We start from the raw sequence: 23,840 nt of genomic DNA, 5'->3' as shown, positions 1-23,840 counted from the left end.
TTCAGCCCACCCGGATGCGCGGATCGACGACGGCATAGAGGATGTCGGCAATCAGCGAGCCGATCAGCACCATGATCGCCGAGAACATCAGGATGCCCATCACCACGGGATAGTCGCGATAGCCGATCGAATCCAGGAACAGCCGGCCCATGCCGGGCCAGGTGAATACGGTCTCGGCCACCAGCGCGCCGCCGAGCAGCGTCGGAAACTGAAGACCCGCCACCGTGATCATCGGCAGCAGCGCGTTGCGTAACGCGTGGACCGTAAGGATGCGCCATTCCGGCATGCCCTTGGCGCGCGCGGTGCGGATGTAATCCTGGTTGATGACCTCGAGCATGGAGGAACGCATGAAGCGGCCCCACATCGCGGTCTCCACCAACGCCAGCACCATGGCCGGCGCGATCAGATGGTGCAGCAGGTCGAGGAAGGAGCCGTCGCCGACGGTCTCGCGGTTTCCCGCCGGCAGCCAGCCGAGAGTCACTGAAAACACGTAGATGGTGACGAGGCCGAACCAGAAGGTCGGGATCGACAGCGCGATCATGGCGCCGACGGTCGCGAGCGAATCGAACAGCGAATATCGCCTCAGTGCGCCCAATATGCCGATCCAGCAGCCGAGCAGCACCGCGATGATGGTCGCCGTCACCATCAGCTCCAGCGTCGCACCGAGATGCGACGAGATCACCGACAGCACCGCCTCGCCGTCGCGATAAGACTTGCCCCAATCGCCCTTCAGCATACGGCCGAACCAGTCGAGATACTGGATCGGCACCGGGCGATCCAGCCCGAGCTGCTTGGTGACGCGGTCGAGATCCTCCTGCGTCATCTGCGCAGAGGCCGCGAATTGCGACAGCGGACCGCCGGGGGCAAGATGCAGCAGGGCGAAGCCGATCGCGGAGACGATCACCAGCAGCATGACCGCCTGCGCCAGGCGATTGAGGACGTAACGGGCCATCAGGCGATCCAGCCAGCCTGAAGCATCAAGCCCAGTACCATTCGCGGATGTTCCAGCAATTGGTCGAGGTGTTGATGTTGGGGCGGAAGCCCTGCAGCCCCTCCTTCACGCCCTCGGCGATGAAGCCCTGGAACAGCGGCAGAATGGCGAGGTCGTTGCGAACCAGCTTTTGCAGGTCGCCATAGGTGGTCTTGCGCTGCGCGATATCGAATTGCCTGGCGCCTTGCGCGAGCAGCCGATCGGCTTCCGCGCTCTGGTATTGATAGGTGTTGTAACCACGACCGCCCTTGGCTGGGATCGCGCCGGAGCCGAAGCGGGGCGTCACGTCGGGATCGCTGCCAAGCATGAAGTTCACGCCGACGATCACCGAGTTGAACTTCGACTGCTGCCAGAAATCGCCCCAGATCACGGCGGCCGGCATGTTGTTGACGCGCATGCTCGCACCGATCGCCCGCCAGTCCTGGATCAGGAGCTGCTGGGTCTGCTCGCGCACGGCATTGCCCGATGTGGTCGAATTGGTGAATTCGAGCTTCACGCCGCCCTTCTCGCGCACGCCACCGGACCCTCGCACCCAGCCGGCGGCATCGAGCAGCGCATTGGCTTTGGCCGGATCGTATTTATGCTGCGGCAGGCCCTGCTGGAAAGACCAGGCCTCCTGCGGCACGAAGCTCTCGGTCTGGGTCGGCAGGCCGTAGTTCAGCGCATCGATGATCGCTTGCTTGTTGATGGCGAGATAGAGCGCCTCGCGCACCGCGCGGTCGGCGAAGGGACCGAACTCCAGATTGGGCGCGATGTGCTCCACCGACGACGTCGACGACACGAAGATCTTGCGCGCTTTCAGCGCTTTCGCCTCCTGCACGAAGTTCGGCAAAATGCCTTGCAGGCCGGTGTAATCGACCTGGCCGGTGCGGAACTGGGTGTAGAGGACGGTCAGACTAGGAATGTACTTGAAGACCAGGCGTTCGACGTACGGCCCTTTGCCGTGATAGCCGGCATAGGCGTTGAACTGAATGTGGTCGCCGGGCACGCGCTCGCCCCAGGTGAACGGCCCGGTGCCGACGGGGGCGTTGTGGAACGGCGACGAATTCGGATCGGATACCTTCTCCAGAATGTGCTTGGGCACGATGAAGGTGAGGGACAGGATCGACATGTAGGGCGAATAGGGAGCTTCCATTCGCCAGTGGATTTCGTCGGGCGCGACGATCGTGATGTCCTTGACCAGGCTGTGGCCGACACGGTTGCGGACGCGGAAGTCGGGATTGTTGATCAGATCGAGCGAGAACTTGACGTCCTCGGCGGTGAAGGCCGTGCCGTCGTGCCACTTTACGTCCTTGCGCAGCTTGATCTTCCAGGTCAGGCCGTCCGCCGAGAGGCCGCCATTCTCGACGGTCGGGACTTCGCGCGCGAGGTCGGGCACGAACTTGCCGTCGGGATCGATGTACCAGAGCGGCGAGAATACCTGCCACCAGACGCCCTGATCGACCTCGATGCCGGGCATCAAGGGATGAAAGACGGTCGGCTCCTGCGACAGCGCCGCGATCACCTGACCGCGCGGCTTGTCCGGCGGATTGGTCGGGCGTTCGACTTGCGCGAAAGCGTTGCCTGAAAGCGTCCATCCCGCCGCGGCGCCTGCGCCGAGCTGGAAGAACTGGCGGCGAGTAGGAATGCCGAGATGACGCAGTCCCCCAACGCCGAACTTGCCCGTGTCATCTGCCATGACCAGTCTCCGTTCCCGCACGCGGCACCGTCTCCCGCGCCCCCGAGACCCCGGCAAAGGGACAGGAGTGGGCTTTAGTGCTTCTAAATTTTTCGATCAAAAGTTCATCATGACTAAATACAGCTGTCAATCGCATTGCTAGTATGCGCGACCTTTTCACAGTGACTGAACCTCGGATCGACGCGGTCCCGGGGTGAGATGATGCATGGGAGGGCGACATGGATGGTCGCGGCGATACCAACGGCACCAAGGACGCACCGGCGATCGAGGCCGGCGATGCGGTCGACCAGCGCCTCGGCGAGACGGTGCGGCTGCTGCGCCAGCGCGCCGGCCTGTCGATCCAGGACGTCGCCAACAAGACCGGCCTCTCCAACGGCATGATCAGCCAGCTCGAACGTGCGCGCGCGATGCCGTCGATCCGCACGCTGCGCCTGCTCAGCATCGCGCTCGACGTTCCCATCTCCTACTTCTTCGAGACCAGCGCCCCCACCGATGTGCAGCGCTACATCGTGCGCAAGAACAACCGGCGCCTGCTGCGCCTCACCGCCAGCGGCGTCGTCAAGGAAGCGCTCACCCCCGACGGCAAAGGCCAGCTCGAGCTCTACGAGCTTACGCTCAATCCCGGCGCCTCGTCCGGCACGGACTTCCTGCAGCACACCGGCGAGAAGGCGGGCTATATCCTCTCCGGCAGCCTGCGGCTGTGGCTCGACAACCAGGCCCATGTGCTGGAAGCCGGCGACAGTTTTCGTTTTCCGAGCATCGTGCCGCACATGTTCGACAACCCGACCCAGCAGGCGGCGCGCGTGATCTGGGTCACGACGCTGCGCCAGACCGATTCGCCGGCAGGTTGAGCCACCTGCCATGTTCCCGGTGCCCTCGGCGCCGCAAATTGACCATCGACGGAGACGCGGGCAGTCTGTAGCTCACGTGATGCCGGGCTCGTCGACAGGGCGGCGGGACGGTCCGCTTCTGGCGTCTTTGGTATGAGAGCATGAAACTCAGGGGGCTTCTGACACTCGCGATCGCCACGCAGGCCGTCGTGACCAGTGCCGCTCTATTCGCCTCTTATGCCGTGAGCGGCGCCGCCGGCAGCTTCGGCATTGCCCAGACCATCGCCCTGCTCGCAAGCGGCGCCGTCGCGGTGTTGATCGCGCGGCACTGCACGCGCACGATCGAGAGATCGCAGGACAAGCGCATGGCTTCGCAACTGGCCGAGCACGCGCAGGCCGGCGCGGAACTCACGCAAGCCGTTATCAAGACCGCGCTCGACGCCTTCATCCAGACCGACGCCAACGGCGTCGTACTGGAGTGGAGCTTTCAGGCCGAAGCCCTGACCGGATGGACGCGCCAGGAGGCGCTCGGCACCGACGTCGTCGACCTCCTCATCGCCGAGCCGCTCCGCCATGGCTTCCGGCAACGCATGATGCGGCTCCTGCCGGAACTGTCGCATACGCCGATCGGCATCCGGTTCGAGGCAACCCTGCTGCACCGGAACGGCGACGAGATCCTGATCGAGGGCTCCAGCACGGCACTCCAGGTCGGGACACGGCGCGTCATCAACATTTTCGTCAAGGACGTCACCCAGAAGCGCGCCGCCGAGGAGCAACTGATCCAGGCGCAGAAGATGGAGGCGGTCGGCCAGCTCACCGGCGGCATCGCGCACGAGTTCAACAACATGCTCACGGTGATCACCGGCACGATCGAGATCCTCGCCGACGCCGTGAAGGACAACCCGCCGCTTGCGACCATCACCAAGCTGATCAGCGAAGCGGCCGACCGCGGCGCCGCGCTGACGTCGAGCCTGCTGTCCTTTGCGCGCAAGCAGGCGCTCCAGCCGGCCGAGATCGACGTCAACGAGCTGCTCGAAGAGCTGGCAAAGCTGCTGCTGGCGACCTTCGACAAGAAGATCGAGATCGTGACCAGGCTCGACGGCAATGTCTGGCTCGCCTTCGCCGACCGCGGCCAGCTGAGCTCGGCGCTGCTCAACCTCGCGATCAACGCGCGCGACGCGATGCTGGAGGGCGGCAGGCTGACGCTGACGACACGCAACGTCGTGTTCGGCGTGCGCGAGGCGGTGGCGGTCGGCGCCGGCTATGCCGGCGACTATGTCGAGATCGAGATCGCCGACACCGGCACCGGCATTCCGCAAGCCATCCTCGAACGCATCTTCGATCCCTTCTTCTCCACCAAGGATGTCGGCAAGGGCACTGGGCTCGGCCTCAGCATGGTGTTCGGCTTCGTCAAGCAGTCCGGTGGCGGCATCAAGGTCTCCTCCACCGAAGGCCGCGGCACGATCTTTACGATCTACCTGCCAAAGGCGGCGGCGAGCACGCTTCGCCCGGCCGGTTATGACGAGCGCAAGATCGTCGGCGGAACGGAGACCATCCTCTGCGTCGAGGACGACCACGACGTCCGCCAGTACGTCACGGTGCAGCTCGAAAGCCTCGGCTACAAGGTCATCCCCGCCGTCAACGCGACCGAGGCGCTCGCCATTTCAGCCGCAGGCACGCCGTTCGACCTGCTTTTCACCGACATCGTGATGCCCGGCGGCATCAACGGACGCGAGCTCGCCGAGCGGATGGTCGCCGCGCAGCCCTCGCTGCGGGTCCTGTTCACGTCGGGCTATGCCTACGACTCCCTGCATGCGCAGGGACGCGCCACCATGGGCGCGCCGCTACTGACAAAACCCTACCGCAAGGCGGAGCTTGCGCGCATGCTGCGCCGCTCGCTCGACACCGCGGTCGATTCCGTGGGCGATCCGATCCCCACGCCCTATTCGGTGCAGGCCGATGTCGAGGGCTTCTTGCGCAGGCAGGCCGCGGAAGACCGCCGCACGACGTGGCCGCGAAAATAAGCGTCGCGCGCTAGCTCATCCTACGACGCAGCGTGGCCGACGGCGTCTCGCCGAACTTTTCGCGGTAGGCACCGGCCATGCGGCCGAGATGGGTGAAGCCGAGATCAAACGCAATCTCGGTGATGGAGGCATCGGGCGCGGCCTGCGAGAGGCGCGCGTGCAGGCCGGCGAGGCGCATGTCGAGCAGCATCTCCGAGATCGACACGCCGAAGTGACGGCGGAAGCCGAGCTGAAGCGCGCGAATGCCGATGCCGGAGGCGCAGGCGAGCTCCGCGAGATCGAGCGGCTCGCCGGCATTGTCCGCAAGATGGTCGCGCGCGGCACGGAGCGCACGCGGCAGACGCTCCGCGTGGCCCGAAAACGTCCGGATCGCATCCGAGAGGCCATGGCGCTGCCCATTGAGCAGGTGATCGAGCAGCGCCTCGCGCCAATCGGCCATCGCGAGCAGCGACAACCTGCCGGATGGACCGAGACGCTCGGCCAGCATCATCAGTTCATCGAGCCTCGTGCGGAGATCGTGTCCGGACGGCGCGTCTAGGTCGATCACAGGATCGAACTCGACTGGGCCCACCACCTTGCCCGACAGAGCCGCAGCGCGCTGCTCGACCATGCGGCGGTCGAGCAGCAGGATGATTTGCGCACAATCCGTCCAGACCATCCGGGTCGGAATGGTCGGCGACAGCAGCGATGCCGTCCGGCCCGGCGCGGTCTCGATCTCGCAGGCTCCGGCACGAATGCGGGCCGCGCCGGTGAGCGGGATCTGCACCAGGAAGAAGCGGTCGAGGCAGCCGGGATCGATGCTCACCGATCCGCCATAGGCGACGTAGTTGATGGAAAAGCCTGCGAATGCCGCGCAATTGTGCCGGGCGGAGAAACCGGCTGCGCGCGCTTGCGCCGGCTTGAGATCGTGCGGACAGAAGATGCGCCCGATCTGCTCCGCAGCCTCGTCGACATCGTCAGTGGTGACGCGGGCGAAAGCCGCCAGCCGTTCGGCTGTGGACACCCTGGCGCTCGTTTCCAGCACGGCTGCGGACATCGTCGACCACGCTTCGCGTCGCGGAATTGCTTTAAGCCTATAATAGTTCCCCCGACGCGAGAAGGGCCGCGGCTGCAAAATCGTCGTGCTGCATGGCAACAGCCATGCCCGGATTCGTTTAGCGGATAGACAGGCGGCCCACGGCTGGCCGAAGCTCCGTCCCCGCCGGAATCCATGAGGAGCAAGCCATGACTGCACTCGAAAAGGGCATTACCGCCAATGGCACGGGCTATGGGGGCAAGAGCTGGAACATCCTGGGCCAGGTCTACTTCCCCAAGGCCATCACCGACTCCACCTTCGCGTTCGAGACCAACAGCGACCCCGGCCAGTTCGTGCCGGTGCACATCCATCCGACCCAGGACGAGTTCATCCTGGTGCAGGAAGGCACGCTCGACCTCAAGCTCGACGGCAAATGGGTCAAGGCCCATGCCGGTGACCTCGTACGCATGCCGCGCGGCATCCCGCACGGCTATTTCAACAAATCCGACAAGCCGTGCCGCGCGCTGTTCTGGGTCTCGCCGATGCAGAAGCTGGAGGCGCTGTTCAACCAGCTGCACAATCTGACCGACCCGGCCGAGGTCGTGCGCATCTCGGCGCTGCACGAGGTCGACTTTTTGCCGCCCGAGGCCAACGACTAGGCGCAGCGCGCCTCCTCGCCCACCTCCATCTGCTTGCAGCTCCGCCGGCCGCGCGTTGCGGCCGAACGCCGCCGCTTGCGCGCGAAACACCTGATAGCGAGCCATCCCATGGTCAGTCCCAAGTATGTCTGCGTGATCGGCGCCGGCGTCTCCGGCCTTGCCGCCGCAAAGGCGTTCTCCAGCCGCGGCCACCACGTCACGATCGTCGAACGCAGCGCCGATCTCGGCGGTGTCTGGGAGCCGGCGCGCTCCTATCCTGAGGTGCAGACGCAGAGCCCGAAGGATCTCTACCGCTACACCGACCGCGCCATGCCGGATGCCTATCCGGAATGGCCGACCGGGCCGCAGGTCCACGCCTATCTCGCCGATTACGCCAGGAGTTTTGGCCTCGACCGCATGCTGCGCCTCAATACTGAGGTCGCCGGCATGGCGCGCCGCGCGGACGGCAGGCCGGGCTGGACGCTTACCCTGACGAGCAAGGGCGGGACGCCGTCGAACGAGGATTTCGATTTCGTCGCGATCTGTACCGGGCAGTTCAACGAGCCGCGCGAGCTGCATTGCCGGGGTGAAGGCAGCTTCCTGGACCAGGGCGGCCAGATCCTGCATTCGTCGAAATACGGCGATCCGGCCCTCGCAAAAGGCCGCCGCGTCGTCGTGCTCGGCGGCTCGAAATCGGCGACCGACATCGCCGTGAACGCGGTGAAATCGGGCGCGCGCGAGGTCACCATCGTGATGCGCGAGCCGGTCTGGCGCATCCCCTACTTCATCGGCGGCCTCGTGAACTTCAAGCGCATCCTCTACATCCGCGCGCAGGAGGAGATGTTTCCAGGCTGGGGCGCGAGCGCGATGGCAAAGCTCGCGCTTCGTGTCGCCGCGCCTCTGATCTGGGCCAACTGGCGCGGACTGGAGAGCCTGCTGAAGGCGCAGCTCAAGCTCGGCCGCTGCAAGATGGTGCCGAAGGAGCGGATCGAGGACGGCGTTAATTGCGCGGTGCCGATCGCAACGCCCGGCTTCTATCCAATGGTCGCCGACGGCCGCATCAAGGCCGTGTTCGGCACGTTCGATCATTATGAAGGCGACACCATCGTGATGAGCGGCGGCGAGCGGATCGGTGCCGATGTCGCGGTGCTCGCGATCGGCTACAAGCTCGGCGTGCCGTTCCTGCCGGCGGCGTATCAAGAGAAACTGGTCGACGCGGACGGGCAGTACCGGCTCTACCGCCTGATCGCCAACCCCGACCTGCCGGAGCTGGGCTTCGTCGGCTTCAATTCCTCGTTCTGCACCGTGCTCTGCGCTGATCTGGCCGCGAACTGGCTGGTGCGCTATGCCGACGGCCAGCTCGCCAAACAGCCGACGGCGCAACAGATGCGCGACAACATCGAGATGATGCTGCACTTCAAGCGCGTCGAGCGGCCGGCCGCCGGCGTCTATGGCGGCCTGTGCGTCGCACCGTATCACTACCGTCATTTCGACGAGCTGATGGCCGACATCGGCGCGAAGGAGCAGAAGCGCGGCGGACTCAAAGGGCGCTTCCAACCTCCGGATGCGGATGCCTATGCGAGGTTCCTGGCGACGGCGCCGGACTACCGGGCGGCATGAGAGGAGAATTGCGGCTGCTCGCGTCTGATGCTTACGATCTCCCTGGCCATCGAATCGACGGGAACCAGCCATGGGATCGAGACGACTTGCCGCCATAGCCCTTGCGGCTGTTGCCTTCTTCATGACGGCGCCCGCCGTTGCACAGACGGGCGCGCCGACGACGCGGCAATCCGAGGCGCTCGCGACCTATGAGCGCGCGCTCGGCGAGTTCAAGGCTGTTCTCGCCGAGCGGCGCAAGCAGATCGACGCGAAGCAGCCGCTGCCGAACCTGCCGGGCCAGGCGCTTTATCTCGCGCGCGTCGCCGTCATCAGCAGCTACAAGGATCTCACCGACGCCATGCCGTCGCGGATCGGACGGCCCAACAAGTTCGAGATCCCGCCGGCCTATTTCGATGCCGACATCGAGCCGCTGATCGACGAATACGGAAAGCTGTTCGACATCATGGAGGCGCCGCCGGCCGGTGCTCAGAATTCGCCGACGCCGTTCAAGGACGTCGTCGATCTCGCGGTCGCGATTGCGCGCGCCAAGGGGCTGGCACCTGTTCACGCGGAAGCTGCGGGCCGCATCAGCCTGGGGCTGTTCTTTGCGGAGACCAACGGCAAGCAGAATGTCCGCAACGGACGCTCCAACACCTATATGGGCAGCTTCCAGACCGGCCCGTCCGAAGACCGCAACGGCCACAGGAAATGGGAAGCGATCAAGGGCGAGATCGCAGGCCTCGATCCCGAGCTGAGCACGCGCGACGACAAGGAAGAGGCGCGCGCCCGCGGCACCGACCACCGCTTCAATCACTGGACCAATGTCCGCGACGGCCTGATGAACGCGCATGCGGATCTGTTCCGGGAGATCCCCGCAATCGTGAAGACGCTGCCCGACCCGATCGACCAAATGAAGCTGTTCGAGCTGATCCAGATTGTCCCGACCCCGACGCGGTCCGCGCTCAAATCCGGCGATCTCCTGAACTACCGGGTGTCCAGCCCCACGGTCATGAAGCACCTGCGCAACAACAGCATCTTCGCGTTCGGGCAGGCCGACCGGGCGCGCACCTCGGCCAGCTTCCGCGAGATCCTCGCCGCGATGTGGCTGTTCAACCGGAAGTTCGAGCGCGCCATGGCGAAGTATGCGGAGATCAAGGGGCGCTGAAGGAACAGCCACAGCCCCTCTCGTCCGATGACCCAAGCCAACGCCGACAAGGCGAGCTAGTTCTCCACCTTGTAGCCGTCCGTCAGCGCCTTCAGGAACGCGATGATGTCGGCTTCGTCCTGCTCCGTCATCGCCGGCTTGTCGCCGGGGTGACGGTCGAGCGGTGGATCGGTGACGTCGACATTGGCGTGATATTTCTGCGGTAGGTCGTCGTATTTCAGCACCGTGCCGTCAGCTGAGCGCGGAAACACTTTCTCCGGATTGGTGTCGCGGAAATTGTAGAAATCCATCACCTGCTGAAGGGTGCTGAACACGCCGTTGTGGAAGAAGGCGTGCCGCGTGGCACTGTTGCGCAGCGTCGGTGTCAGGAACATGCCGCAATATTGCGTCTGCTCGGGAATGTCGGTGCGGTGCGGGCCGCAGACGCCGAGGTCGAAATAATTGGGGTCGCGATTATTGACGAGCGCGGCATTGCGCGGTGCGCCGAGCGCTTCGTATTGATGATCCGTGAACAACGGCGGCAAGCCGTCGCGGGTCGGCGCCGAGGTGTGGCATCCCGCGCAGTTGGCCTTATCGGGATCGTTGAACAGTTGCAGGCCGCGCAGCTCGCTCTCGGAGAGCCGCGCCTTGCCTTCGAGCCAGTAATCGTACTTGCTGTTGTAGGGATGGAAGCTCGGCTCCTCCACCTGGTAGCGCGCGACCGCAAACATCGCTTCGGCAATCAGCAGCCGCTGATTCCTCAGCACACCGGCGCCGAACAGCTCGACGAAGCGGCCAGCGTAAGGCGCGCCACGCAGCTTGTCCGCGACGATCTCGGCGCTGCCGCCGTCCATCTCGTTGGGATCGAGCAGCGGAAACAGCGCCTGATCCTGCAACGTGTCGGCGCGGCCATCCCAGAACAGGCCGCCCTGCGGCACGATGTTCGCCGACGCGCCGGTGCCGCCCGCGGTCTTGGTCGTGCGCGCCGCCTGCTGGCCGATGGCCGCCATCTGCGCGAGGTCGATGATGTTGTCGTCGTCGCCCTTGTCCGGGCCGATGCTGAAGTTCGGATGGCGATCGAGATAGGTCAGCGACGGCACCGCGCGGGCACCTTGGCGCGACAGCGTCGCGCCGCCGAGCATGACCGGCCCGTCGTTCGGCGGGCCGTAGGCGTGATCGGGGCTATGGCAGGATGCGCAGGAGAGCGTGCCGGAGGACGAGAGCGAGGCGTCGTAGAAGATCTCCTTGCCGAGCAGCGCCATTGCGGACAACGGCGCGACGGGTGGACGCATGAGACGGACCGGGTTCGGGTTCACACCGACCTGGTTCGTCTCTGCAAATCCTTGCGTCCCGGCAGCAAAGACGGCGCCGGCCAGGCAAAGCAGGCCGGCGCCGAGGAGCCACAGAGTGCGGCTGTTCATTCGTAGCGTCCCGTTGGACTAGTGATGGTGATGATGATGCTCGTCCGGCGGGCTGGTGATCACCGTGCCCGAGGTCGGGTCGAGGAACAGCGCGTCAGCCCGCAAGTCGTGGCTGTGGTCATGGTCGAAGTCGAACAGGTCCATGATCGAGCCGGAGTTAGCATCGAACGAGCCGCCGCCGAGGCGCTTGCCATGCAGCCAGTTGTCCTCGATGAAGCGGACCACCGAAGCCTGAGTGGTGTAGTTGTGGCTGACGTAGTTCGTCCTGGCGTAGGGCGACACCACGATCAAGGGAACGCGGGTGCCCGGACCGCAGCGGCCGTTCACCGGCTTGCCACCGAGACCGTTCGGCGCCGGCTGCTTGTTCGGACCGAGGCCGCACAGACCGGGGCCGTTGACCTGATCGGCGGTCGCATCATACGAGGCGTTCCTCGGCGCGACATATTGGTGATCGTACCAGCCGTCGGAGTCGTCATAGGTGATGATGACGGCGGTCTCGCGCCACTCCGGCTGCCTCTGCAGGAAGTTGATCAGCTCGACATTGCCGGCCTGCTCGTCGAGCGGATCGGAGTTGCCGGCATGACCGTCCTGGTAGGCCGGCATCTTGACGTAGGAGACGGCCGGGAAGTTGCCGGCCTTGATCGCGGCATAGAGGTCTTCGAGATCGTAATTGTGGTTGGCGGGATCGACCTTGCCATTGAAGTCATGGGTATGACCAATTGCATGGACCGAGCTCGGCCGCGCATGGGTCGGGTTGGCCGTGGACGCGTGATACTGGAAGAAGGCGTGGTGGGGGATGTAGTCGACGATGGTGCCGTTGACGTTGCTCGAGAACGTGCTGCGCGCACAACCGGTGGTGCCATTGGCGTTCTTGAGCGTCAGGTCGAAGCCGCCCATGAAGCTCCCCCAGCTGATGTGCTCGGCGGTGAGCAGGTCGCCGATATTCTTGCCGCCCATCAGCATCGTGCTGGTCTTGCTCGAGCAGACATCATTGCCGGGATCGGTGTCGCCGGTCAGCGTCAGGCCGCCTTGACCATCGGCGACCGACGACGTGGTGCCGACGACCGGCTGCACGCCGTTGGTCTGGCCGGCAACCACTTCGAGCATGCCGGGCGTCGACGGGCCAAAGGTGTCGGTCCAGTTGTTGTCGCTCATGGCGAAGTGCTGGGCGTAGTTCCAGAGCGCAGTGACGGTGTTGCCGTCGAAATAACCCATGACCTGACCGTTGGTGCCGAAGGCGCCGGCGCCGCCGGCAGTGCCGCGGCCGGTGAACTTCGGGAACAGGTCTTCCTTGCCGTTGTCCACGGCCTGCTGCTCGGGCGTGTAGGAGTGGTTCTGCGACCTCGTGTTGGCCTGGGTGCGGTCGAGGCGGAACGGATCGGTCGCGCCGGTGCCGTTGGTCGGATTGTTGTTGGGATTGTGCACCAGCAGATTGGCGTTGGCGAGGTTGTTGACCTTCGGCGTATGCGGCTTCGGCACGAAGGGGATCGAGCCGGACGGATTGGTCGCGTTCGGATAGGTCGCAAAGTAATGATCGAACGAGCGGTTCTCGTTGAAGATCACCACGAGATGCTTGATCGGCGTCTCGGTGTGGATGTCGTGCGGATGACGGTGATGATCGTCATGTCCGTGATCGCGATCGCGACCGAAATCGTCGGCAAGGACGGGAAGAGTGCACGCGAGCGCGCTCGCGGCCGCGAAAATCGCAGCCGTCGTCAGAAGTTTCGATTTCATTTTTTTGACGCCCCGGAAATGAGGATGTTTACGATCAGAAGCCTTCTAGACAGCGCCGGTGACAGCGCTGTGTCAGTTTGACGCACGAGACACTTTGCGCAGTGGCGCAGCGAAGATTTTTTAGGCAGGCGCCGGCTCCGCCGGGCCACGTCATGGCGCTTTATTCCCCGCACCACGGCAAAAATGATCGCGTCCAGATCGTTGCGCGACGCGCCCGGTTGCCTTTAGCTTAGCCGGACAAGAACAAGCTCTCAGGGGGAAACATGAAAGCCGCTCTTCGCAGGCGCACGCGCCATGCCGCGTCAGCCCTGGTCGCGACGTCGCTGGCTGGCCTCGCCAGTTTCGCGGCTCATGCCGAGATCGTCGTCACCGCCAATGACGGCAAGATGGTGCTGGAGAACGGCAATGCCGTGGTGCGCAAGCAGCCGCTGCCCGATACGGTCAGCGTGATCGACCTTACCGACGGCGCGCTGAAGCTTCTCGGCGAGGTACCCGCACCCGCCAGCGTGGTCGGCCCGCCGCCAAGCGTCGCGATCGCGCCGGATGGTTCGTTTGCGCTGGTGACAGGCGCGATGAAGCTCGATCCGGCGGACGCGACCAAGACGGTGCCCGACGACAAGCTCTCCGTCATCGACCTGAAATCCTCACCGCCAAAAGTGCTCGCGACGCTTCAGGCCGGCGCCGGTGCGGCCGGCGTCTCGATCAACCGCGCAGGCACCCTGGCGCTGGTTGCGAACCGCAGCGAAGGCACGGTCTCGGTCTTCACCATCAGCGGCAACGCGCTGACGCCGGCCGGCAAGATCCAGCTCGGCGACGCCAAGTCGGGCCCGAGCCACGCCGTGTTCTCGCGTGATGGCGCGACCGCCCTGGTCACCCGCGACGGCGACAGCAAGGTCTCGCTTCTCACCGTGGACGGCAGCAAGGTCGAGTACGCCAAGCGCGATCTCTCCGCGGGCGTGCGTCCCTACGATATCGACCTCACCGGCGGCGCCGCGGCCGTCGTCGGCAATGTCGGCGCCGGCAGCGGCGACAACGACACGATCAGCCTGATCGACATGACGGCCAAGCCAATCCGGGTCGTCACGACGGTCACGGTCGGGCAGACGCCAGAGGCGGTAAAGATGTCGCCGGACGGCAACCATGTCGCCGTCACCGTCATGAACGGCTCGAACAAGCCGTCCGCCTCGCCCTTCTTCAACGATTTCGGCCTGCTCAAGGTCTACCGGATCTCGGGCACCGACCTCACACCGGTTGCGGAAGCCAAGATCGGCCATTGGTGCCAGGGCATGGTGTGGTCCAAGGACTCCAAACATGTCGTGGCGCAGTGCATGGTGGAGAACGAGCTGATCGCCTTCTCGTTCGACGGCAAGGCGCTGACCAAGACGTCGACGCTCAAGCTGCAGGTGAGCCCCGCGGGCATTCGCACCGCGGAGCCCTAAGGCGGCGCGCGGCGCAGGCCTGCTGCGCCGCCCGGCCTATTCGGTGCGGATGGGCGCGTCCTTCAGGCCGTTGTTGTCATAGGCCCTGCGCAGCGTGCCGTTCGTGGTCGCATCCGTCATGAACTTGGTCACGAACGACAAAGCCTGGCTATGGCCGAGCGGGACCGCGACGGCCGTCACGGTCTTCTTGAAGGTCTCGTCCAGAACGCGCGTGCCCGGAATCTGCTGCGCCATCTTGTTGAGCTGGTCGCGCGACAACGCGAAGGCGTCGATCTCGCCGTTCTTCAGCAGCGCGAATATTTCATCGTAGGTCTGATAGCCCGTGACCTTTGCGTTCTTCAGATGCGCGACGGCGCCGCGCATCGTGGTCGTGGCGTTGACCGCGGCGACCTTGATGCCCGCCTGGTCGAGCGTGGCGAAGTTGGTGACGCTAGAACCCGGCTTGACGATGTAGGTGGCGTCGGCGACCTCGTAGATCGGGCCGAACATCATTTTCGTTTCGCGCTCCGGATCCTTCGGGAGCCAGGTGACGTCCCACGTGCCCTTCGACGCCGCGTCGGTGATCTGCCCGGAATTCTGGTGCACGACATATTCGACAGGCACGCCGAGCTGCGCGGCCATCTCCTTGCCGAGATCGACCGGCACGCCGGCATAGCCGGCTTCGGTCTTGGTCGACCAGAACGCACCGCCCGCGGGGCTGATCGCGATCGCGACCCGCAGCTTGCCGGTCGGCGCGATCTCGTCCTTCACGCCATCGGCTAGCGCGGGCATGGCAACCGCCGCGAGAACGAGGCCTGCAAGGGCCGATTGGAGGAAGGTCGGCATGTCATGGTCTCCTCACCTTTTCTTCTTTTGTACTTCTTTTCTTGCACGTCGATTCGTCCGGACCGCTTCACACGCCGTCACGCGGACCTTGCCACAATTCTGGTCGATCGTGCGCGCGGTGAAAAGCGGTTTGTCATGGCGAATCTGTCAAAGGCCACAGCGCCGTTTGCGGTGCAAGGCCGGTGACCGCCATGGCTATGGTGTTCCACGGAAGGACATTTGTTGGTAGCCTGCCGCACCGACAGACAATCATCGGGGGCCACCGAATGACCTCAGCGAATCCCGCTTCTTCCGCACGACACAACGAAGCGTGGAGACATATCGGGCGAGCCTTGGCCGCCACCGCGGCCGTGGTCGCGCTGGCCGGCTGCGAGGACAAGAACACGTTCGTCGCGCCGCCCCCGCCCAAGGTGGACGTGGCGACGCCGGTGCAGCGTCCGGTAACGCGCTATGTCGAAGCCACCGGCAACACTGCGCCGATCAAGAGCGTCGATCTCGTCGCGCGCGTGCAGGGCTTCCTGCAATCGATCGACTACCAGGACGGCAGCTTCGTCAAGCAGGGCACCCAGCTGTTCACGATCGAGCCCGAGACCTACAAGCTCAAGGTCGAGCAGGCGAAGGCCGCCGAGGTTGGCGCGCAGGCCACGCTCAAGCAGGCCGAAGCCGATTTCAAGCGGCAGGTCGAGCTGGTGCAGCGCCAGGCGGTCTCGCAGTCCACGCTCGACACCTCGACATCCGCCCGCGACAACGCTCAGGCCAGTCTGCAGCAGGCCCAGGTCAATACCAGGCTCGCCGAGGTCAATTACAGCTACACCAGGGTGACGGCGCCATTCGACGGCGTCGTCAGCGCGCACCTGGTCTCGGTCGGCGAGCTCGTCGGCTTCTCATCCCCGACCCAGCTCGCAACCATCGTTGCGATGGACCCGATCTGGGTGAACTTCACGGTCAACGAGCAGGACGTCCTTCGCATCCGCGCCGAAGCGGCCCGCCGCGGGCTGACCGTCGCCGACCTCAAGCAGTTCCCGATCTATGTGGGCCTCCAGACCGAGACCGGCTATCCGCATGAAGGCCATCTCGACTACGTCTCGCCGACCCTCAATACGTCGACGGGCACGCTCGCGGTGCGCGGCGTCGTGCCCAACGACAAGCGGGTGTTGCTGCCCGGCTATTTCGTCCGGGTCCGGGTGCCCTTCGATCAGGACAAGAACGCCCTGCTCGTCCCCGACACCGCACTCGGCAGCGACCAGGGCGGCCGCTATCTCCTCGTGGTCAACGGCGACAACGTCGTCGAGCAGCGCAAGGTGCAGATCGGCCCAACCGACAACGGCCTGCGCGTGATCGAAAGTGGGCTGAAGCCGGACGACCGCGTGGTGATCGCGGGGCTGCTGCGTGTAATCCCCGGGCAGAAGATCGATCCGCAGGTGACCAAGATCGACCAGCCGCAGGCGTCGGCCAAGTAAGGGGTCGCCAGCCATGATCTCAAAGTTCTTCATCGAGCGGCCGGTCCTCTCGAACGTCATCGCGCTTCTGATGATCCTGATCGGCGGCGTCGCGCTGTTCAACCTCGCGATCGCGCAATATCCGGACGTGGTGCCGCCGACGGTGCAGGTGACGACGCGCTATCCCGGCGCCAGCGCCAAGACCGTGATCGACACGGTTGCCTTGCCGATCGAACAACAGGTCAACGGCGTCGAGGACATGCTCTACATGCAGTCCTACAGCGGCTCCGACGGCACCTATACGCTGACCGTGACCTTCAAGATCGGCACCGACCTCAACTTCGCGCAGGTGCTGGTGCAGAACCGCGTCTCCAGCGCGCTGTCGCAACTGCCGCAGGCGGTGCAGAACCAGGGCGTCACCGTGCAGAAGCGGTCGACCTCGATCCTCCTGTTCGTGACGCTGACCTCGCCGGACAAGACCTTCGACAGCCTTTACTTGAGCAACTACGCCACCATCAACATCCGCGACGAGCTCTCGCGCCTGCCCGGCGTCGGCAACGTCACTGTGTTCGGCGCCGGCCAGTATTCGATGCGGGTCTGGCTCGATCCGAACAAGCTGCAGGTGCGCGGTCTCGTGCCGCAGGACGTCATCAACGCGATCCAGCAGCAGAGCCAGCAGGTCTCCGCCGGCCAGGTCGGCGCGCCGCCAACACCGCCGGGACAGGCGTTCCAGTACACGCTCAACGTCAACGGCCGGCTCGACGACGCCACGCAGTTCGAGAACATCATCGTCAAGTCAGGCACCAGCGGCGACGTCACGCGGGTGCGCGACGTCGGCTGGGTCGAGCTCGGCGCGCAGACCTACAGCCAGATCTTCTCGCTCAACAAGCAGCCCGCCACCGGCATCGGCGTGTTCCAGTCGCCCGGCGCCAATGCGCTCGAGGTCGAGCAAGCCGTCGAGAAGAAGATGGCCGAGCTCGCCAAAGCCTTCCCGCAAGGGATGAAGTACGACACGCCGTTCGACACCACGAAATTCGTGCAGGCTTCGGTGCACGAGGTCTACATGACCCTGATCGAGGCCGGCCTCCTGGTGCTGGTCGTGATCCTGGTGTTCCTGCAGGACTGGCGCGCGATGCTGGTGCCGGCGACCACGGTGCCCGTCACCATCATCGGCGCCTTCGCGGCGATGGCGGCGCTCGGCTTCACCATCAACATGTCGACGCTCTTCGCGATCGTGCTCGCGATCGGCATCGTGGTCGACGACGCCATCGTCGTGGTGGAAGGCGCGGCGCACAACATCGAACAGGGCATGAACGGCCACGACGCCGCGATCAGGGCGATGGACCAGCTGTTCGCGCCGATCGTCGGCATCACGCTGGTGCTGATCTCGGTGTTCCTGCCGGCCTCGTTCCTCGCCGGCCTCACGGGGCGCATCTATTCGCAATTCGCGCTGGTGATCGCGGCGACCGCGCTGCTCTCCGCCATCAACGCGGCGACGCTGAAGCCGACGCAATGCGCGCTATGGCTGCGGCCGGCAGTGCCGCCGGAGCAGCGCAACTTCTTCTATCGCGGCTTCAACAACGTCTATAACCGCGTCGAGCGCGGCTACACCCGGCTGATCACCTTCCTGGTCAAGCACGCCACCGCGTCGGTCGCGTTCGCGCTGGTGGTGATCGGGCTCAGCGGCTACGGCCTGTCGCGGGTGCCGACCGGCTTCCTGCCGATCGAGGACCAGGGCTATCTGATCGCCGCCGTGCAGCTGCCCGACGGCGCCTCGCTGGAGCGGACCCAGAAGGTGCTCGACAAGGCCGCCGACATCATCAGGGACACGCCCGGCGTCCAGCAGGTCATCACCATCGCCGGCATCTCCGCGCTCGACAACAGCGCCAGCCTTGCCAATGCCGGCGTTGCCTACGTCATCCTGAAGGACTGGGGGGCACGCGGCAAAGGCGAGGATCTGCGCTCGCTGGTCTACGGTCTCAACGACAGGGTCGCCACCATCATGGAGGCGCGCACGCTGGTGCTGCCGCCACCGCCGATCCAAGGCATCGGCAACGCCGCCGGCTTCTCGATGCAGATTGAGCTTCGCGACGGTAACAGCGATTTCGCCAAGCTCCAGGCCATCACCGGCGCGATGGTCAGCAACGGCCAGAGCCAGAGCGCGCTGCAGCGCGTGCAGTCCTCGTTCCGCTCGTCGGTGCCGCAGTTCAACGTCGAGATCGACCGCATCAAGACCCAGACGCTGCACGTCACCACCGACCAGGTGTTCGCGGCGCTGTCGACCTATCTCGGCTCGTCCTATGTCAACCAGTTCAACAAGTTCGGCCGCGTGTTCCAGGTCTATACCCAGGCCGATCCCGCCTTCCGCGTCACCGAGCGCGACATCGCCAACATGCAGGTGCGCAACTCCAACGGCGACATGATCCCGATCGGCACCGTCGCCACGATCACGCCGGCCACCGGCCCGTCGCTGATCAGCCTCTACAATCTCTATCCGTCCTCGACCGTGATCGGCCTGCCGGCGCAGGGCTATTCGTCCGGCCAGTCGCTCAAGCTGATGGAGGAGATCGCGGAGAAGACGCTGCCGCCGGGCACCGGCTATGAATGGACCGCGATGTCCTATCAGGAGAAGGCGGTCTCCAACCAGATCTACTGGGTGTTCGGCCTTGCCATGCTGCTGGTCTATCTCGTGCTCGCCGGCCAGTACGAGAGCTGGTACGCGCCGATCTCGGTGATTCTGGCGGTGCCGCTGTCGCTGCTCGGGCCGATGCTGATCCTCTCCGGGCTCAAGATCGACAACAACCTCTATTGCCAGATCGGCCTGATCCTGCTCATCGCGCTGTCGGCCAAGAACGCCATCCTGATCGTCGAGGTCGGGCTCGAGCTGCACAACCGCGACGGCAAGCCGGTCCTGGAGTCGGCGATCGAGGCGGCCCGCGCCCGCTTCCGCCCGATCCTGATGACGTCGTTCGCCTTCATCCTCGGCGTGGTGCCACTGGTGATCGCCACCGGCGCCGGCGCCAGCGCGCGCAAGTCGATCGGCATCACGGTGTTCTCGGGCATGCTGGCCTCGACCTGCCTCGCGGTGCTGTTCGTGCCGGCGTTCTTCGTGGTGGTGCAGCGGTTCGAGAACTGGCGCGCGTCGAAGAAGACGCCGAAGCCGCAGGCCGCGGCGGAGGTGAAGTCTTAAGCCTTCTCCGACGGTGCCTGCCTTGCTTCGCCGCTCGACACCAGCAGCACCGAGACTTTCGACTGCCGGAGCACGGCGTCGGCGACGCCGCCGAAGGAGAGATGATCGGCCTGGATGCGGTCGACGCCCATGACGACGAGATCGACGTCGGTGGTGTCGATCTCGCGCAGGATCGCAGCTTCAGGTGCCCGGTTCACGCGCAGCGTCGTGGTGATGTCGACGTCGTAGCGGGCGGCGAGATCGCTGGTGTCCTTGAGGATGCCGGTTTCCTGGCTGAGCCCGCGGGAGGCGCCGCGCTGCGCGCCCTTGTCCCGCGTCGTCGCGACATAGATCACGCGGAGCGAGCCTGAGCCGGCCTGCGTCAGTGCGACCGCGACCTCGGCGCCGCGCTTGGCGACGCCGCTGCCCGAGACCGGAACGAGGATGTTGAGTGCATCGGGCATTGGCTGCTTCAGATGTTTGCCCTTGGCCGCCACGATCGCCAGCGGTCCTTCGAACTTCGCGGCGATGTCCTCGATCTTGCGGCCGAAGCGGTCCTTGGAAGTAGCGACCTTGTCGACGCCGACGATGAGGAGATCAAAGCCCTTGCGCGCCTCGTCCGCAAAGGTCTCACCAAGCTCGGCGCGCCTGGCACGCGTGACGACGTCGACGCTGCCGGCATCGCCATCGCCATTGGCCGAGACGGCTTCTGCGGCCTTCTTCACCACGGCCTCGTGACTCTCCTCCTCGTCGCGGATCTTCTCCTGCTCACCGGCGCGCCTGCCGATGTGCAGCACGGTGATCGGCAGGCCGCGCATGCCGGCGATCAGGCCAGCGATGTGCGCAGCGAAGGTGGCGTTGACGCTCTCGTCCACGGCAAGCAAGGGACGTTCGAGATTGGCGACGAAGCCGCGCTTCTCGAATTCCTCGCGCTCGAGGCGCTCCTTCTCCTCCCTGTTCATCGGCAGCTTCGCCAGCGCCGCGCGCAGCATCGGCGGCATCGCCATGGTCGTCACGATCGCCATGGTCACGATCATCGTGAACAGGTTCTGGCTGAGCACGCCGATGGAGAGGCCGATGGTGGCGATGATCACCTCGGTCGAGCCGCGCGCGTTCATCCCGCTCGCGAGCGCCAGCGACTCCCGATAGTTCAGCCCGCCCACGGTGCCGCCGACAAAGGCGCCGCCGAACTTGCCGACGCTGGCGATCACGACGAGGAGGCCGGTGAGCAGCAGGAGATTGGGATCGCGCAACACCGAGAGATCGGCGGCAAGGCCCGCAAGGCCGAAGAACACCGGCATGAAGAAGCTCGAGATCAGCCCGCGCAGGCGATCATCGATCTGCCGGGTCAGGATCGGGGACTCGCCGACCAGGATGCCGGCGACGAAGGCGCCAAGCACCGTGTGCACGCCGATCAGATGCGTGATCAGCGCCATCGTGCCCATCAGCAGCAGGATGACGGTGATGACCGGCGCGGTGCTGACGAGGTTGTCGTTGGCCCACCGGATCAGCTGGAACACCAGCCGGCGGCCGATGGTGAAGCTGAGCACGAGGAAGGCCAGCGTGCCCAGCACGGCTTTCGCCACCGAGGCGATATCGAGCGTGCCATGCGAGGCCAGGCTGAAGATGACGGCTATGATGATCCAGCCGATGGTGTCGTCGATGACGGCGGTCGCGACGATGATCTGGCCGACATCGCGGCGCATGAAGTTCATCTCGCGCACGACCACCGCGACGATCTTCACGGAGGAAATCGACAGCGCTGTGCCCATGAACAGCGAGGCGACGAGGCGCTGCTCGGGGTTCGGCAGCAGCGCATCAGGCAGGAACTCGCCGAGCGCGAAACCGCAGGCGAAGGGCACGAGGATGCCGGCGATCGAGATCGCGATCGCGGCGCTGCCGACCTTCCTCACCAGCTTGAGGTCGGTCTCCATGCCCGTCAGCAACAGCAGCAGCAGGATCCCGAACTGGGCGATGCCGTCGATCATCGCCTTCTGCTCGGGCGTCTTCGGGAAGATCGCGGCTTGCGCCTCCGGCCAGAGCCAGCCGAACAGCGACGGGCCGAGGATGATGCCGGCGAGCAATTCGCCGATCACCGAGGGCTGGCCGATCCGCTGCATGAGCTCGCCGAGGCCGCGCCCGACCGCGATCAGCAGCACGATCTGCGCCACCAGCAGGAATTCGGACGGGCCGGCCGTTTTGCCGCCCGCGGCACCGGCCGCAACGGTGGTAAGGACAAGCGCTGCGGGGACAAGGCCGACCGGTCGGAGCAGGCTCCACTGCATGCAGGTGTCTTTTCCCCGTTTGCCAGCCCGGCAGGTGCCGTGGCCACGGAGATAGAACCCGTGGGAGGTGGAGCGGGTTCCCCTTCTCGCGCGGCGTTTCCAGGGGCGAAAACAAAAAGTGCGAAAACAACCCCATGCACAGTAGAGATGGCGTTGAACAGGCTGGCGAATATTCGGCGTTGCCGAAATCACTTGCGCCGTCGGGCAAAACACCGGCATAATGGCATGATGGGTGGTATGCGCGATGGGGCGCCATATCCCGCGGCCCACCGTATCCCCCGTCATTGCGAGCGCAGCGAAGCAATCCAGAGTCCCTCCTCTGGACGATTCTGGATTGCTTCGTCGCAAGTGCTCCTCGCAATGACGGAGGAGAGGCGCCGGGCAACTCTCCGTCATTCCGGGCTCGCGTTTACGCGCGCCCGGAATGACGGAGTCCTTACGCCGCCTGCGGCGTCCGGATCTCGCGCGGCAGGATGATCGCGGCGGCAATCGCGAGCAGGCAGAGGCCGGCGAACGCGTGCAGCATGGTGACGAAGCCGCCCTGCTCGTAGAGCCAGGCGACGAGGCCGACGGAGGCGCCTGCGGCCGTGAAGCCGACGAAGTAGCGCACGGCGTAGGCGCGCGAGCGCCACTCTTCGGTGGTGTATTTGCCGACCATGGCGTCGTTGACCGTGACCTGGCCAAACGCGCCCATGACGATGCCGATCGAGACCACGATCAGCGGCAGATTGTTGAGGCTCGCGGCGAGATACAAAAACGGCGCCAGCATGAAGGACAGCGGCAGCGCCACCGTCTTCAGCGAATAACGGTCGAGCAGCCGGCCGATCGTGTACTGCGTCATGGCGCCGAACACATAGACGCAGGCCGCGATGACGCCGAGCAGCGCGGGGCTCTTGGTGAGATCTGCCAGCCGCTCCGCGAACAGCTTTGGCAGCGCGACGGTGACGGCATTGAACGTCGTCGAGATCGCGATCACCACGATCAAGAGCGACAGCACCACGCGCCACATGTCCTGTTTGGCCACCCGCGCCTGCGCCGCCGCCTGCTTGCTGCCCTTGCGGTCCTCGTGCACCACCAGCATCGCAAAGGCGATGCCGATCAGGATGGTGACGGCGCCGGGAATGATGAAAGCTGATCGCCAGCCGAGATACTGGCCGATCACGCCGGTGACGAGCGCCGAGGAGGCCACGCCGAGATTGCCCCAGACGCCGTTGATGCCCATCTCGCGGCCGAGCCGATCGGCATAGGACACGATCATGGCGGTGCCGACGGGATGGTAGATCGAGGCGAAAATGCCGATCGCGAGCAGCGCCGCGCCGAGCTGCGCCGGGGTCTGCACGAAGCCAACCGAGATCATGGAGGCGCCGATGCCGACGAAGAAGATCAGCATCATGTGGCGGCGGCTCCAGCGGTCCCCGAGCCAGCCGGTGAGCAGAGAGCCGGCGCCGAAAGCGACGAAGCCAGGCGTCGCGTAGGGCAGAAGTTCCGAATAGGCCATGCCGAGCGCCGGCCCCATGATGATCACGGCGGCGGCGAAGATCAGCATCGAATAATGGTCGATGAAATGGCCTGCGTTGACGAAACTGATGACCCTGCTGGGGCTGTTCAT

At 65.1% G+C, this 23,840-nt stretch carries 16 protein-coding genes; 8 read left to right on the top strand and 8 right to left on the bottom strand.

What is annotated here, in order from left to right:
• Position 1: 1 nt before the first annotated feature.
• Positions 2-952, bottom strand: a complete 951-nt coding sequence (locus QA642_RS10545) for an ABC transporter permease (protein ID WP_283084597.1) — start codon at positions 950-952, stop codon at positions 2-4.
• Positions 953-977: 25 nt separating this feature from the next.
• Positions 978-2,669, bottom strand: coding sequence for a peptide ABC transporter substrate-binding protein (locus tag QA642_RS10540; protein ID WP_283084596.1), 1,692 nt, complete (start codon positions 2,667-2,669; stop codon positions 978-980).
• A gap of 218 nt (positions 2,670-2,887) precedes the next feature.
• Between QA642_RS10540 and QA642_RS10535 the strand changes: the two genes are divergently transcribed.
• Together QA642_RS10535 and QA642_RS10530 are read left to right on the top strand one after the other, a co-directional pair.
• On the top strand, positions 2,888-3,520 hold the full coding sequence (locus QA642_RS10535; protein WP_283084595.1) for a cupin domain-containing protein: 633 nt from the start codon (positions 2,888-2,890) through the stop codon (positions 3,518-3,520).
• 140 nt (positions 3,521-3,660) lie between these two features.
• Positions 3,661-5,523, top strand: coding sequence for an ATP-binding protein (locus QA642_RS10530; protein WP_283084594.1), 1,863 nt, complete (start codon positions 3,661-3,663; stop codon positions 5,521-5,523).
• Positions 5,524-5,533: 10 nt separating this feature from the next.
• Here the strand turns inward: QA642_RS10530 and QA642_RS10525 are convergent, their stop codons facing one another.
• On the bottom strand, positions 5,534-6,559 hold the full coding sequence (locus QA642_RS10525; protein WP_283084593.1) for an AraC family transcriptional regulator: 1,026 nt from the start codon (positions 6,557-6,559) through the stop codon (positions 5,534-5,536).
• Positions 6,560-6,747: 188 nt separating this feature from the next.
• Here QA642_RS10525 and QA642_RS10520 point away from each other — a divergent pair, with 188 nt between their 5' ends.
• From QA642_RS10520 to QA642_RS10510, 3 genes are all read left to right on the top strand, one after another.
• Positions 6,748-7,197, top strand: a complete 450-nt coding sequence (locus QA642_RS10520) for a cupin domain-containing protein (RefSeq protein ID WP_128927409.1) — start codon at positions 6,748-6,750, stop codon at positions 7,195-7,197.
• Between the two features lie 108 nt (positions 7,198-7,305).
• Positions 7,306-8,796 carry an NAD(P)/FAD-dependent oxidoreductase gene (locus QA642_RS10515; RefSeq protein ID WP_283084592.1) on the top strand — a complete coding sequence of 497 codons (1,491 nt, stop codon included), beginning with the start codon at positions 7,306-7,308 and terminating at the stop codon, positions 8,794-8,796.
• A 70-nt stretch (positions 8,797-8,866) separates the two neighbouring features.
• Entirely contained in the window at positions 8,867-9,940 is a 1,074-nt protein-coding gene (locus QA642_RS10510) for a hypothetical protein (protein ID WP_283084591.1), read from the top strand.
• 56 nt (positions 9,941-9,996) lie between these two features.
• Here QA642_RS10510 and QA642_RS10505 read toward each other — a convergent pair whose 3' ends face one another.
• A complete protein-coding gene (locus QA642_RS10505) occupies positions 9,997-11,340 on the bottom strand; it encodes a cytochrome c peroxidase (protein WP_283084590.1) in 1,344 nt (447 codons plus the stop codon).
• A gap of 18 nt (positions 11,341-11,358) precedes the next feature.
• Positions 11,359-13,074: an alkaline phosphatase family protein gene (locus QA642_RS10500; RefSeq protein WP_283084589.1), complete on the bottom strand. Its 1,716-nt coding sequence runs from the start codon at positions 13,072-13,074 to the stop codon at positions 11,359-11,361.
• A gap of 263 nt (positions 13,075-13,337) precedes the next feature.
• Between QA642_RS10500 and QA642_RS10495 the strand changes: the two genes are divergently transcribed.
• Positions 13,338-14,513 carry a beta-propeller fold lactonase family protein gene (locus QA642_RS10495; RefSeq protein WP_283084588.1) on the top strand — a complete coding sequence of 392 codons (1,176 nt, stop codon included), beginning with the start codon at positions 13,338-13,340 and terminating at the stop codon, positions 14,511-14,513.
• Positions 14,514-14,549: 36 nt separating this feature from the next.
• On the opposite strand, the gene QA642_RS10490 is transcribed toward QA642_RS10495, so the two are convergent.
• The gene (locus tag QA642_RS10490) at positions 14,550-15,338 is read right to left on the bottom strand and encodes an ABC transporter substrate-binding protein (RefSeq protein WP_283084587.1); all 789 of its coding nucleotides are present in this window, start codon (positions 15,336-15,338) and stop codon (positions 14,550-14,552) included.
• Positions 15,339-15,604: 266 nt separating this feature from the next.
• Here QA642_RS10490 and QA642_RS10485 point away from each other — a divergent pair, with 266 nt between their 5' ends.
• Complete coding sequence (locus QA642_RS10485) at positions 15,605-16,798, top strand: efflux RND transporter periplasmic adaptor subunit (protein WP_283084586.1); 1,194 nt, start codon at positions 15,605-15,607, stop codon at positions 16,796-16,798.
• 13 nt (positions 16,799-16,811) lie between these two features.
• Positions 16,812-19,967, top strand: coding sequence for a multidrug efflux RND transporter permease subunit (locus tag QA642_RS10480; RefSeq protein WP_283084585.1), 3,156 nt, complete (start codon positions 16,812-16,814; stop codon positions 19,965-19,967).
• On the opposite strand, the gene QA642_RS10475 is transcribed toward QA642_RS10480, so the two are convergent.
• Both QA642_RS10475 and QA642_RS10470 read right to left on the bottom strand, forming a co-directional pair.
• On the bottom strand, positions 19,964-22,231 hold the full coding sequence (locus tag QA642_RS10475) for a cation:proton antiporter (RefSeq protein WP_283084584.1): 2,268 nt from the start codon (positions 22,229-22,231) through the stop codon (positions 19,964-19,966). The two genes, QA642_RS10480 and QA642_RS10475, sit on opposite strands and share 4 nt — an antisense overlap.
• 436 nt (positions 22,232-22,667) lie before the next feature.
• Positions 22,668-23,840 carry an MFS transporter gene (locus QA642_RS10470; RefSeq protein ID WP_283084583.1) on the bottom strand — a complete coding sequence of 391 codons (1,173 nt, stop codon included), beginning with the start codon at positions 23,838-23,840 and terminating at the stop codon, positions 22,668-22,670.

This window comes from Bradyrhizobium sp. CB2312, from assembly GCF_029714425.1.
In the GTDB taxonomy this organism is placed as follows: Bacteria; Pseudomonadota; Alphaproteobacteria; order Rhizobiales; family Xanthobacteraceae; genus Bradyrhizobium.
This window is presented reverse-complemented; position numbering and strand designations above follow the sequence as displayed.

Bases quoted from the DNA above. Each gene is read 5' to 3' on its own strand.
- QA642_RS10510 (WP_283084591.1), top strand. From the start codon at position 8,867: ATGGGATCGAGACGACTTGCCGCCATAGCCCTTGCGGCTGTTGCCTTC.
- QA642_RS10545 (WP_283084597.1), bottom strand. From the start codon at position 952: ATGGCCCGTTACGTCCTCAATCGCCTGGCGCAGGCGGTCATGCTGCTG.
- QA642_RS10500 (WP_283084589.1), bottom strand. From the start codon at position 13,074: ATGAAATCGAAACTTCTGACGACGGCTGCGATTTTCGCGGCCGCGAGC.
- QA642_RS10515 (WP_283084592.1), top strand. From the start codon at position 7,306: ATGGTCAGTCCCAAGTATGTCTGCGTGATCGGCGCCGGCGTCTCCGGC.
- QA642_RS10535 (WP_283084595.1), top strand. From the start codon at position 2,888: ATGGATGGTCGCGGCGATACCAACGGCACCAAGGACGCACCGGCGATC.
- QA642_RS10480 (WP_283084585.1), top strand. From the start codon at position 16,812: ATGATCTCAAAGTTCTTCATCGAGCGGCCGGTCCTCTCGAACGTCATC.
- QA642_RS10540 (WP_283084596.1), bottom strand. From the start codon at position 2,669: ATGGCAGATGACACGGGCAAGTTCGGCGTTGGGGGACTGCGTCATCTC.
- QA642_RS10485 (WP_283084586.1), top strand. From the start codon at position 15,605: ATGACCTCAGCGAATCCCGCTTCTTCCGCACGACACAACGAAGCGTGG.
- QA642_RS10505 (WP_283084590.1), bottom strand. From the start codon at position 11,340: ATGAACAGCCGCACTCTGTGGCTCCTCGGCGCCGGCCTGCTTTGCCTG.
- QA642_RS10475 (WP_283084584.1), bottom strand. From the start codon at position 22,231: ATGCAGTGGAGCCTGCTCCGACCGGTCGGCCTTGTCCCCGCAGCGCTT.
- QA642_RS10520 (WP_128927409.1), top strand. From the start codon at position 6,748: ATGACTGCACTCGAAAAGGGCATTACCGCCAATGGCACGGGCTATGGG.
- QA642_RS10470 (WP_283084583.1), bottom strand. From the start codon at position 23,840: ATGAACAGCCCCAGCAGGGTCATCAGTTTCGTCAACGCAGGCCATTTC.
- QA642_RS10490 (WP_283084587.1), bottom strand. From the start codon at position 15,338: ATGCCGACCTTCCTCCAATCGGCCCTTGCAGGCCTCGTTCTCGCGGCG.
- QA642_RS10495 (WP_283084588.1), top strand. From the start codon at position 13,338: ATGAAAGCCGCTCTTCGCAGGCGCACGCGCCATGCCGCGTCAGCCCTG.
- QA642_RS10530 (WP_283084594.1), top strand. From the start codon at position 3,661: ATGAAACTCAGGGGGCTTCTGACACTCGCGATCGCCACGCAGGCCGTC.
- QA642_RS10525 (WP_283084593.1), bottom strand. From the start codon at position 6,559: ATGTCCGCAGCCGTGCTGGAAACGAGCGCCAGGGTGTCCACAGCCGAA.